This is a genomic window from Mucilaginibacter sp. SG538B (genome assembly GCF_013376065.1).
Taxonomy (GTDB): Bacteria; Bacteroidota; Bacteroidia; order Sphingobacteriales; family Sphingobacteriaceae; genus Mucilaginibacter; species Mucilaginibacter rubeus.
In genome coordinates, this window is record NZ_JABMJI010000003.1 from 635,346 (window position 1) to 648,486 (window position 13,141).

Consider the following 13,141-nt stretch of genomic DNA (forward strand, 5'->3'; position numbering starts at 1 on the left):
GGTATTTAATGTTTTTTAACGTCGTTTTATTTTTGAGCCGGGTATTGGGTACGCTGGCCTGTAACCCTTGCATGTACAGCGGCAACCGTGCTCCTGGCCGATTCAAAGGCACCGGCCATCCAGGCATTCAGGTATGTCAAATGCTCACCTGCAAAATATACCTGCTTATCGGGCTTTAACAGTACCGGGTATTGTGTTTTGCGGGTTTCTGTGGTATAAACCGCCCATCCGCCTAAATTATATTTTGTTTTATGCCAGCTTACCGAAAACGAGCTTTCAAACTCCTTGTCATATTGCGGGTGAATCAGCCTGCCTTTTTCCAGCGCGAACTTCTCCCTTTCGGCGTAGCCTAAAGCGCCGATCTTTTGCGCTTTTTCGTTAAAGTTGTAATATCCAATCAAGATACCCTTTTTTCCTAAATAATCATAGGATGGATAAAAAATCTGCGTTAAATCATTGTTAGTGTGCGTTATACCCCCGTATATATGTTCATCCTCCTCCCAAAACCTGCGTTTAAACTGCAGGCCAATCTTCCCGGTTTGGTTATAGCTGATATAATCAATAGCACGGCTAACATCACCGCTGAAATTATTGCTGATATTGCTTAGTACCGGCAGCGGAATAGTGCAAATACACAGGTCGCCGTTTAAGGTATGCTCTCCTGTAGCGTCTTTATAAGTTATCTTAACACCATCAGGTACATTATTAATGGCAGTAACCTCCGCACCCGTTTTTATTGACGGCGCCACTTTCTTTTCCAATGCTTTAGCTATCTGATCCATACCCCCCACGGCCTGAAACATGGTCATCTGCAGTTCGTAGGTATATTCGGCCACATTATAAAAATCGGGATCCATCAAACCGGAATGCAGCAGATCGGCCAATTTATGCGGATCAGCAACTTTACCGGGCTTGTCGCCGGCTCCCGGCGTTTCGGCATAACCCCGGCGTGCCGAAGCTTTGTACAGTTTATCAACATCCAATCCACCTTCGGCTTGCAGGTATTCGATGATCTTTTCGCCGTCCTCTTTGGTAAAGCTGCTATCGAGACTACCGTGGTCAATGCTTTTAGCCAGCATTTCGGTCATGTATCCACGGATATCATTATGCACCTCCCTAACCTTTATCTTTTTGTTGGATAAAGGGCCTTTGCCTTCGGCAAAGTAATAAGCGCCTTCATTTACATTGTTATAAACCTGAATAGGCACCCCCAGCTCTTTACAGTAATGCAGCGTAAGCTCATGGTTGTGTGGTATGCGCGATGGGCCGGCATTGAAATATTGGCCGGCATCAAAACGGGCTGTAGCCGCAGGCTTATCAATTTCGGTATTGGTACTGCCGTTACGAATACTAAAGCAGCGACCGCCGGTGCGTTGCCGCGCCTCCAAAATGGTACATTGATAGCCGAGCTTACCAAGCTCATAGGCACAGGTCATGCCGGCTAACCCGGCCCCTAAAATAATAATGTGTTTGCCTTTGCCGCTGCCCTCAAGATTGAAAGCATGTGCTGGCGATGGTTTCAATAAGCCAAGGGCAAGCATAGCGGGATAAGCACCGCCAGCCAACATGGCACCTTTACTTAAAAAGTCCCTGCGGGTAATAGTTTTCAATAAGCGCGTATTTATGTTTTACAATCAACTCTGGTTTAAATATAGTTTTTTGTTTGCTTTTATGTTAAGCGTAAAACAACTTTTGTTACAGCTTTTATAAAATTAACAACGTTGTTTTGATGACCGGGGAATTTATGTTAAGATATGGTTGATGTTTTTGTCTGAACTCGAATTTTAGTCTGAATCAGAATTTTCAGAATTAATGAATTAACAAAATAACAGGCAAATTCAATAAATTATAACAATTGGTCTAACTCGGGTTCAGACAATTTCAAAGTAACATCCTGCCAATCCATTAATCCTAAAAATCATGGTTCAGATTAAGGGCATTGCCTGCGGCCGGGCTTTCCGCTCATACGCCTGCAGGCCTTACGCTCATTGGCTGGTATCCGCTCCTCTCCCTAACGCATTTGTCTGAATCAGAATTTTCAGAATTATAAAATTTTCAGAATTGGTAATTTTCATGGAAGTAGCATTCAGTTAATTCTTAAATCTGTTAATTCTGATTAAGACAAGATTCTGTAAATTCTAAAATCCTGTTAATTCTGATTCGGACAACCTCCTAATCACTGATCTCCAATCACTAACCTCTCCTCCCAAACGTTAAATTCTGTTAAAAAGTTAAAATAAATTTGCATTACTACGAATAGTTCGTAGATTTACGAAACAATCGTAAAAACAATGGAAAAACTATCGCAACAAGAGGAAGAAGCAATGCAAGCAGTGTGGCAATCGGGCCCGGGATTTATCAAGGATTTTTTAGATCAGCTGGCCGAACCTAAGCCACCCTACACCACCCTTGCCTCAACCATAAAAAACCTGGAACGCAAAGGATTTTTGAAAAGCGAAAAATTAGGCAACTCGTTCCGTTACCTGCCCCTGATACAAGAAGAGGAATATAAAAAGCGCTTTATGAGCGGTTTTGTAAGCGACTATTTTCAAAACTCCTATAAAGACCTGGTGACGTTTTTTGCCAACGAAAAAAAGATCAGCGCTACCGACCTGAAAGAGATCATTAAACTCATTGAAAAACAATAAACCTTACAACCATGCCGGCAACATTTGTTTTTTTACTGAAAGTGAACATAGCCCTGCTATTGTTTTGCGCGGGCTATTACCTGGTGCTAAGGCCCCTTACCTTTTATACACTTAACCGGATCTATTTGCTTGCGGCAATCCTGTTTGCCAGTATTTATCCACAGATCAATTTTTCGGCTTTTGTGCAGCGGCACGAAGAACTGGCCAAACCTATGGAGCAAATAGCCCTTAACTGGCAGTCGCCGGCTCAACTGGTGAACCAGCCGGTTCAAACATTTGATTACTGGTACTGGCTGGGCATTATATTCTGGACAGGCGCAGGATTGTTGTTCATCCGCCTGGCTTTGCAGCTTTTATCACTGTTACGATTGTATAAAAACTCCAAACCTCAATACATAGGCGGCCATTTGGTAAGGGTAATGGATAAAGACGCGGCGCCATTTTCATTTTGGCGAAGCATTTATGTAAACCCCGCCAAACATGAACCCGCCGATCTGAAATCAATCCTGCTGCATGAGCAGGTACACGTAAACCAGTGGCATACTGCCGATATTTTGTTAGCTGAATTGAGCAGTATCTTTTACTGGTTTAACCCGGGCATCTGGCTTATTAAGCGGGCGGTAAGGGAAAACATCGAGTTTATTACTGATCGAAAGATCCTCAAAAACGGTATCGACAGTAAAGCATACCAATACAGTTTGGTTAATGTAAGCTTTAACAACAACCAACCCGGCATTGTAAACCATTTCAATATTTCAACTATAAAAAAACGGATAATCATGATGAACGCGAAAAGATCGTCGAAACTTAACCTCACCCGCTACGCTTTTGTAGTGCCGGCCGTTATGGCCCTGTTGCTGGTATTCAGCATTTCAAAAGCTGACTTTGCCAAACCGGTGAGGATCACCCTTGCCGCCGCGGTACAACCACTGGCCAGGATCATTAACATCAATGCAGACGAAATTCCATCTGCAAAACCGGTAAAAGCAGGTAAACCAATCCACAAAACACCTGCTGCAAAACCAACGGTTACACCCGCGGCCGTGCCTCAACCCTCACTTACACCGTTAATAGCTATCGCGCCAATGGCCGTCAAACCGGATACTAATAAAGAGCTAAAGATATCTTTTGCATTCATTAAAAAAGATTCTTTGGTATTTGTGATAAATGGCGTGGTATCTACCAGTAAAACCCTCGATCCGACAAAAATCGAGAACATGTATATACTTACCGGCGATAACGCCCGGAAGTTTGTAAAAATTGATGATGACAAACCTGTTAAAGTTGCTTACATAATTACTAAAGACGCTCCTAATAAGGACGAGCTCGAAAAAGATGTACCCAACATTACTTTTAAAAAGGTTAACACCAACCTAAGCGGCTATACTGTGCTAAATGACAATGACAATATTAACGTAGTAACTGTTGGTCCGGTTAGTAAAAGTGGTGGTAAAACTTACAGCAATGTAAAAACTTACATTTCAAAAAACACTACCAGCTCATCAAGCGGAACTGGCAGTAGCAGCATAACCATAAACGGCGTAAAAGCTAAACCAACGGCCCTTTCATACAGCATAAAATCCGATGATGACGCGATAGTGGCAAATGGAGGCGATGTGGTTGTTACCGGCTACGGCAAAAAAGCAAACGTTAAGGCGTTAAACGTAAACGGAATGAGCATTATGACTAATGGCGATAAAGACCCATTAATTGTAATAGACGGTAAAACAAGTTCCACAGAAGCCTTTAAAAAACTTAATCCCGACAAAATAGAAAGCATTTCGATATTGAAAGGCGATGACAGTACGAAAAAATACGGCGATAAAGCCAAAGACGGTGTAGTAGTGATTACCACCCGTAAAAAGTAAAGTAATTGGTTGATTAAGTTGGATTAGGTGAGTAGTTTTATTTCGATAAGATAAGATCAGTTAATATTTAATAGAAATAACCACTCTCTTAAGCAACGTTAAACATAATCAACCTTCAACTGGCCTCGGCCAGTTTTTCCGTTTCCAGCAGGTTGAGTAAGGCTTTCTCAGCAATATTAAGTTCGGCGGCTTTTACCTCTTCGCGTTCATCAAGCTGGCTGATATACTTAAAAATGGTGCCTTCTTCATAACTTTTAATAACCGATGGGTGCACGTAGTACTTTTTGCACACAGTACGCGTGTTCCCAAGGTTTATAGCAACTTCATCCAAAACGCTCACAATCTTCTTTTTGCATTCGGTTATACTATTAAACTCCCCGGCTTCTTTAAAGGCGTATAGCGCACTCACACTGCCGGCCCAGGTACGGAAATCCTTGGCTGTAAAATCCTCGCCGGTTATTTCGTGCAGGTAATTATTGATATCGCCTGAACCAACACTGCAACGGGTTCCATCCTCATTATAGTATTGAAAAAGCTCTTTTCCCGGAATATCCCGGCATTGCTTTACTAAACGGGCCAGCTTACGGCTCTGGAGCGATACTTTGTGAAACACCCCTTTTTTACCTTTAAACTCAAATCGTAAATTAGAACCTTCAACCTTTACATGCCTGTTTTGCAAGGTTGTTAAGCCAAATGAACCATATAACTTTTTGTACGACTCATTCCCTACCCTGATACTTGTCAATTCCATTAACCTTACAACCAGCGCCACCACCTTTTCATGATCGAGGGTGCGCCTTGCCAGATCTTTATCTACCTGCTCACGAATTGCCGGTAAGTACGCGGCGAAAGACTGCATGCGATGATATTTGGATTGATTGCGGATCTGGTTCCAATAGGTGTGGTAACGGTATTGTTTGCGCCCAGCGGCATCTGTACCGGTAAATTGCAGGTGACCGTTTTCATAAGGCGAGATCCAAACGTTGGTATAAGCCGGGGGGATCACCAGCTTATTGAACCTTGTTATCAGCTCTTTGTCTTTTACCAGATTACCATCCGCATCATAATAGCTCCAGCCCTTTCCCGATTTTTTGCGGGTATATCCCGGCGATGAGTCAGAAACATAACGCAAGCCAACTGCCCTTGCAGTGATCTTAGGATCGCGGCCAATTTTTTCGAGCTTTTTAAGGAGACGGTTCATGTTGAGATAACATGTCAAGGCAAGATTAAGTTTTAATTAGGGATTTATCTTATGGAGATATTTCTGCAAGCTCAAGCGTGCTAACACCGGCCACAAGCTGAATTATTGCAAATCTTTCGCGTAACCCCAACATCTTATTAAACAACTGACAATCAATAACTTATTTTAATGATTTTCAAATTATGTTAACCCTGTTAACCCCCTCCTGCTGCCTGTGTTATCATGCTATCGCATAATTTGATAAATCCTGTTTCATTGGAAAAGGTAAGCAGCCTGCTGGTGCGGTGATAATACCATAAGTGTTCGGAAGAAATAACAGAGCGTGGGATTGTGCGACTCCCTCCTTTGGGAGGGTGCAGGGAGGGGTTTCATTGACGTACTTATTCGTTTGAAATAGCGGATAAACCCCTCCCTGCCACCGCACATTTCCAACACACCCCTCCCAAGGGGGGAATTTGAAATCTTCCGAACACTCATAGTCATAACACCGACCATGCGCAAAAATTAAAAAGGGATGCCCGGCGGGCATCCCTTTTTAATTCAATAAACTCATGTCATTGCTGTAAGGTACGAAGCGATTGCATGCTGTACATGGCGGCTCTGCTTCCGTGCGATTGCCGCGCTACGCTCGCAATGACGTAGCAAGATTATCTACTTCAACACCGAAACCGCTTTGTTAGCTTCCCCAACGCCCCAAACAGTACCGGGCTTATCGCCCATGGTAATCACCAGTTCACCGCCTTGCATCACATCAGTGTGCTTGATATAAGTTTTGGTGTAATTAGCTCCATTAAGCGTCATGGCCTGGATATACTTATTTTTAGGGCCATTATTTTTAACTACTACATGAAATTTCTTGTTTCCCTGCAATTGCAGTGTAGCCTCGTTAACCACCGGGCTGCCAAATACGTACAGGCCGTTGGCCGGGTTAACCGGATAAAAACCAACAGCCGATAACACGTACCAGGCCGACATTTGCCCTACGTCTTCGTTACCAATAATACCATCCGGTTTATCTGTATAAAAATCGTCAAGGATGAACCTCACTTTTTCGGCTGTCTTCCATGGCTTGCCTGAGTAAGCATAATAGTAGCTCATCGGGTGGCTTGGCTCGTTACCGTGTGCATACTGACCTATCAAACCAGATACATCCGGCGATTTAAATTTACCCATATCGCCCTGTGCAATAAATAATGAATCGAGCTTGGTATTGAATTTATTAACGCCACCCAGCATATCAATCAAACCTTCCACATCCTGCGGAACAAGGAAGGTATATTGCCAGCCGTTACCTTCGGTAAAGTCGCCGGTTTCATGGATAGAAATAAACGGACTATAAGGAATACGCCATGCATCCTGCGACAAACGGCCGCGCATGAAGCCTGCTTTGGCGTCATAGTAGTTTTTGTAATAAGCACCACGTTTGCTGAAGTAAGCATAATCTTCAGTTTTACCCAGCTTTTTTGCTACCTGCGCCAGGCTCCAATCGTCAATGGCATATTCAAGACCCATTGAAACTGATTCCCGGCTGCTATCTGCCGGGATATAGCCATATTTTTTCACATATTTGATACCACGGTCATCGCCCATAGCGGTGGTTTTCATGGCCTCGTAAGCTAAATTGGCATCAAAGCCTTTATAACCTTTTAAGAGAGCATCGGCTACAACAGGTACTGCGCTGTAGCCCACCATACAATTGGTTTCATTAGCCATCAAATGCCAAACCGGCAAACTGCCCTGTTGCTGGTAGATAGCCAGCATAGAGTTGATCATATCATTCACATGCTCCGGGTGGATAATGGTTGACAACGGGTTGTTGGAGCGATACGTATCCCATAATGAAAAGGTGGTTACATTATTGAAACCTTCGTTTTTGTGCACCTTTTTATCGGTTCCCCAGTATTCGCCATTTACATCGTTAAAAATAGACGGCGCTATCATAGTGTGATAAAAAGCTGTATAAAACTTCTTCATCTGAGACAATGAATCAGCTTTGATCACAATTTTCTGGAATTGCTTATTCCAGGCTGCATCGGCATCTGTAATAACTTTATTGAAATCCCAGCCCGGGATCTCCGCCTTAATATTAAGCATGGCATTTTCTGCGCTTACCGGCGAGATTCCCACTTTAGCGTAAACCACTTCACCTTTGGTGGTAGTAAAACTGATTACGCCTTTTACCTTTTCCCCTTTTTGCTCAGTACCTTTAACGTTGGCCGTACTGTCATAAACCGCGAAAGTTTTAATGGGCTTTGAAAACACGGCAGTAAAGTAAATACGCTGATCATCTGCCCAGCCTTTGGAAAAGCGGTAGCCGCAAATGGTATTCTTGTCAACCTGTTTAATATAGGTTTCCATTGGCCTGTCCCAGCCGATGCCTTCCTGCAAATCGATGAGGATGTGCGCATCTTTTGACGCCGGGAAAGTGTACTTATGCATACCAACACGGGTACTGGCAGTAAGCTCAACGCCGATATCATATTTTTTAAGCTTTACTTTATAATATCCGGGTTTTACAACCTCATCCTTGTGACTGAACAACGACACATAACCACTTTTTAAATCTTTGTTACTGCCCTTGTATACGTTGATTGGCCCGGTTGTTGGCATAAAAGAAATATCGCCTAAATCACCTATGCCGGTACCGCTCAGGTGGGTATGCTGGAAGCCGATGATGGTAGAATCAGAAATGTGATAACCGGAGCACCAGTCCCAGCCTTCAGAAATGTTGGTTGGGCCTAACTGCACGGCACCAAAGGGAACGTTTGCGCCCACAAAAACGTGACCGTGGAAACCAGTACCGATGTACGGATCGACATATTGCGTTAAACCGCCTGCTTTTTTCATAGGCTGCGATTGATGCCTTTGTGCCTGGGAGCTTAAATTAATCAGGGCCAGTAAACTGGCCAAAACGAGTTGTTTTTTCATTCTTTACTTAAATGATAGTATTGAGGTTTATATTGCTGCCAATTAAACCCCAATACTTAATAGATTATTAATAAACGCTTAATTCCGCAACAGTGATACCATTGCCTACAATTACATGCGTGGCTTCAAATTTAAAATAACGTGCGCTAACCTCTTGCTTCAATGCAACAGGTTGCTCAATTGGGTTCGATTTGATATTTGAGAATTCGCCTGATGCTACCTTTTCCCAGGTTTTGCCGTCATTGCTGACATAAAACACATAGCTATCAACAACGCCCTCGGCCTGTTTATCCTGCCTTGGCAAATAGCCAAATGCTTTTATCTTTTGTTCTTTACCCAAATCAACGCTGATCTGCTGGGGGAATTGCGCATCTTCTTTTTTCAGAGTGCTGTAAAGACTACCGGTATTTTCATCAAAGGCATTTTCGGCCTTGTTCCATTGGTCATTAGCCGCAGTAGCATCCACTAATTTCCAATCGGTTTTAGCAAAGCCGAATGATGCATAAGCGCTTTCACTTTGTTGATTTTTACCTTCAAAGCTCCGGGCTTTTACTACTCCGCCCTCATTAAGCACAAACGGCTTAGTATAAACCGGAGAGCTCGATGTTGGCTCATGCCCGTCAAGCGTATAGCGTATCGCGCTTACCGGCGCTTCGGTGGTAATACTAATCTCTCCTTTTTTATTGCGTGATACTTTTGGTGCTGTTAAATGCACCGGCTCTTTATATATTCCGAAATCGCTCAAGGCAATAGCCACCGGCGAAGCAGTAACCCTCAGCCGTAATTTACTTGCAGTGATATTTTGCGTTAAACGGATCAGCCTGTTACCTCCAATACTGGTAGCCGAGCCAATCTGCTCCCATTTGCCATTTAAATAAGCATCTACGGCAACGGCTTCAATACGCTGTCCAAGCTTGATATTTTCGCGCAGGCGGATCACATTAAATGTTTTAGGTGAATGCAGATCGATAGTTAATTCAGGAGTAGTCACTTTATCGTCAGTTGCCCAATAGCTGTAACGGTTGTCATCTAACAAAAACTGCGGACCGAATTTGGCTTTGTTGCCACCACGCACATTACTGGCTGTTAGTGTTGCGCCTTTTGCCAGGTTTATCGCGAAGGTTTGTTTAACCAGGTTACCAAACTCGGTTAATGATTTAACATCGATCTCGTTAATAATACCACGCGGATCAGGAGATAAACCCAAATCAAGCGCCGCACCACGGCCTACACTTTTATAATAAAGATCAAGCAAGGTATAAGGCGATTTCACACCTTCATCCTGTGTTTTATGGTAAAACCATCCGGGGCGTAATGAAACATCGCACTCGGCAGGCATCCAGTATTTACCGTTACGGGTGCCTTCGGTGCCTTCGTAATCTTTCACATAACCATTAGCCGGGGTTTTGCCTTCATCAGGAGCATGTGGTGTATAAGTTGCCCAGCAGGTTTCGCCCGCATGACCTTCCTCATTACCTACCCAACGCACATCCGGGCCAACATCGCCAAATAAAACAGCATTCGGTTGTAGTTTGCGGGTTATAGCCCAGGTAGTATCCCAGCCATAATAAGTTGAACGGTCAATTTTTCGCACTTCTCGTTTGCCGCCATAGTAGCCATCGCCACCATTAGCACCGTCATGCCATGAAATAAACAGCGGGCCATAATTGGTATACAATTCCTTCAGTTGTTCACGGTAGATCTTAACATATTCGGCGGTGCCGTAGTTGGGGTTGTTCCTGTCCCATGGCGAGCAGTATACACCCAGTTTCATGCCGAGTTTATCGCAAGCTTCGCGATATTCTTTCAGCATATCGCCCTTGCCATTTTTATATGGGCTTTTGGTGATATTATGCTCCGTAGTTTTAGTTGGCCAAATACAAAAACCATCGTGGTGTTTGGCAACCACAACTACACCCTTAAAACCGCCGGCTTTTGCGGCTGCCACAATCTGCAGTGCACTAAACTGCGATGGGTTAAAAATCTTTGGGTCTTCATCGCCAAAGCCCCACTCCTTGTTGGTATAAGTATCAACGCCGTAATGGATAATGCAATACATCCCGGTTTCCTGCCAGTTAAGCTGCCCTTGTGTAGGCAATACGCCATAAGGTTTAGGAGCAGTTTGGCCGAAACCGTTTAAACCGGCCGTAAGTAATAATAAGGCAATGCCTGTAAACTTCTTCATAATTGGTATCAGATAATTAGTTTTTGAACCATGATGACGGCACATCCTGTGGGGCCGAGCCATTAACACTATATTTCAGCAACAGCTTAAAGCCGCCACCGCCTTCAATAAAATCAAGCTTAAACGGATGCGCACCCATTTTTAGGGCAACCTGTCCGCTGCGTTCCTGCGCCGAGTGATTACCATCGTTATCTACAACGGTTTTATCACCAATGTACAGTACCCCGCCATCATCGCAGGTTAAATAAAAGCTGTAAATACCGTCAGTTGGCACATCTATATAGCCTTTGTAAGTGATTCCAAATGACGGAGCTTTAACCGTCGCAGGTACTTCTATTTTATCAGTACTAAACGTGCTGTCAACCTTTGCATTTTGCATTAACGCAGTCTTTTTAAAGAAAGCCTTATAATAAGTAGCTGTAAGCCCGGGTTTAGGTGGAGCAATTTTTACCGGACCAAGCATTTGCTGTTGTGTGTAGTTCAAATTATAAACATCACCACGTGTCCCGATTGGTGTAAACGCGGCAACCCTTACCAATTCCGACTTTGAAATAGTTAATGGAAATGGCAATACAGGTGATTTAGCATCTGGCAAAGTACCATCGGTAGTATAGCGGATAGTAAGGCTTGGCAATGGAGACGCAATGCTTAGCTTGCCTTCATCGGTGAAAACATACTGGTTAAGCAAATTTGGCAGATCGGGCAAACGATAATTGATCTTCATCGCGTCCATTCTTTTATATTGTTGAGTTAAACGCTGCAGATATGAATCGTATTCACTTTCCTTATGTGTCCACAGCATTTCGGACAATGCGGTTAGTCGCGGCATGTACATATAATCGGCACGTTTTTCTGAAGGAATCATTTCTGACCAGAGATTAGCCTGTGCGCCGATAATTGATTTTGCTTCTTCTGCATTCAGCACTTTTGGTACCGGATTAAAATGATATACTTTACTGACGGAATACTGATCTGGCTGATTGTCGAAATAAAGTGGTTCGCCGGGCGTCATGATCACGGTATTGCCATTCTTCACAGCTTTTACCGGTGCATCAGGTACCCAGGTGCGCCAGTACATAATAATGGCTGTCGGGCTAATGCCACCTTCAATTACCTCGTCCCAACCAATCAACTTGCGACCTTTAGCGTTAAAGAATTTCTCCATGCGGTTAATGAAATAACTATGCAATCCGGCCAGGTCTTTGATACCCTCTTTGGCCATTAAAGCTTTACAGGCATCTGATTTACCCCAGTTGGTACGATCCACCTCGTCACCGCCGATATGGATATATTTTGACGGGAAGATCTGCATGATCTCGCTGAATACATTCTCAGCAAACTCAAAAGTACTTTCGTTACACGGGCAGATAGGTTTGGTGAACAATTCGCCCCATTTATTTTCGCCATCGCAGGTTAAAAACGGATATGAGTTAATGGCAGCCATCATGTGACCCGGCATGTCAATTTCCGGAACGATATCAATATGCCTTGCAGCAGCATAAGCAACAACGCCTTTCATTTCCTCCTGCGTATAAAAACCACCGTACATGGTTTTGCCATTTTTTTGAACGATGTGCTCTTTATCGATCACAAAATCGGGATTGTCCTTAGCCTTTTTCATGCAGGCCGAATCCTGGTTATTGAACGTACGCCATGCGCCAGCTTCGGTAAGCAGCGGGTATTTTTTTATTTCGATACGCCAGCCTTGATCATCCGTTAAATGCAGGTGCAGCTTATTCATTTTGTACAAAGCCATCCGGTCGATAAACTTTTTCAGGTAACTTACCGAGAAGAAGTGCCTCGATACATCCAGATGCATACCACGCCATTCGTAAACAGGTGCATCCTCTATAGCCACAACCGGCAATGACAATTGCCTTTGCACAACACCAGCTTCTATACCAACGGGCAATAACTGACGAATGGTTTCTATCGCATGAAATACGCCGGCCGGATCTTTCGCGCGGATAACCACCTGCTCTTTAGTAACACTCATGCGATAAGCTTCGGGAGTAGTTATGCTTGCATCATAAACAAGATTTATGGCGTGGGCCTTCTTTATCTTGCTCACTTCAACAGGCGTGCCTAAACCTTTGCGCAACAAATCCTTCAAGGCATAAGCTTCGGTATTAAAAGCGCCGGCATTTACAATAGCCGTTTTAGAGGTGATAGTAAATGAGCCCTCTCCCGCAGTTAATTGGGCAGGATAAGGTATCAACGGAAATTTCGACGCCGTTTCCTGGGCATTAACACCACTTGTACAGGCAAGCAATAATGCTGCAGCCGACAAATATTTTGAAATAGTCTTCAT

Annotated in this window: 7 protein-coding genes; 2 read left to right on the forward strand and 5 right to left on the reverse strand. The window is 43.7% G+C overall.

Features of this window, described 5'->3' with window-relative positions; all coding sequences use genetic code 11:
• Nucleotides 1–26: 26 nt before the first annotated feature.
• Nucleotides 27–1,610 carry a flavin monoamine oxidase family protein gene (locus tag FHW88_RS18675; RefSeq protein ID WP_218117235.1) on the reverse strand — a complete coding sequence of 528 codons (1,584 nt, stop codon included), beginning with the start codon at nt 1,608–1,610 and terminating at the stop codon, nt 27–29.
• 681 nt (nt 1,611–2,291) lie between these two features.
• Between FHW88_RS18675 and FHW88_RS18680 the strand changes: the two genes are divergently transcribed.
• Both FHW88_RS18680 and FHW88_RS18685 read left to right on the forward strand, forming a co-directional pair.
• Nucleotides 2,292–2,648, forward strand: coding sequence for a BlaI/MecI/CopY family transcriptional regulator (locus tag FHW88_RS18680; RefSeq protein ID WP_090526995.1), 357 nt, complete (start codon nt 2,292–2,294; stop codon nt 2,646–2,648).
• 11 nt (nt 2,649–2,659) lie between these two features.
• Nucleotides 2,660–4,516: a M56 family metallopeptidase gene (locus FHW88_RS18685; protein ID WP_176627479.1), complete on the forward strand. Its 1,857-nt coding sequence runs from the start codon at nt 2,660–2,662 to the stop codon at nt 4,514–4,516.
• 115 nt (nt 4,517–4,631) lie between these two features.
• Here the strand turns inward: FHW88_RS18685 and FHW88_RS18690 are convergent, their stop codons facing one another.
• The 4 genes from FHW88_RS18690 to FHW88_RS18705 all read right to left on the reverse strand — a co-directional run bounded on the left by FHW88_RS18690 (nt 4,632) and on the right by FHW88_RS18705 (nt 13,141).
• The gene (locus FHW88_RS18690; RefSeq protein WP_176627480.1) at nt 4,632–5,717 is read right to left on the reverse strand and encodes a DNA topoisomerase IB; all 1,086 of its coding nucleotides are present in this window, start codon (nt 5,715–5,717) and stop codon (nt 4,632–4,634) included.
• A 651-nt stretch (nt 5,718–6,368) separates the two neighbouring features.
• Nucleotides 6,369–8,645, reverse strand: coding sequence for a GH92 family glycosyl hydrolase (locus FHW88_RS18695; protein ID WP_176627481.1), 2,277 nt, complete (start codon nt 8,643–8,645; stop codon nt 6,369–6,371).
• A gap of 67 nt (nt 8,646–8,712) precedes the next feature.
• Complete coding sequence (locus tag FHW88_RS18700) at nt 8,713–10,830, reverse strand: alpha-L-fucosidase (RefSeq protein WP_176627482.1); 2,118 nt, start codon at nt 10,828–10,830, stop codon at nt 8,713–8,715.
• Between the two features lie 16 nt (nt 10,831–10,846).
• Nucleotides 10,847–13,141 (reverse strand): family 20 glycosylhydrolase, encoded by a 2,295-nt coding sequence (locus tag FHW88_RS18705; protein WP_176627483.1) that lies wholly within the window; start codon nt 13,139–13,141, stop codon nt 10,847–10,849.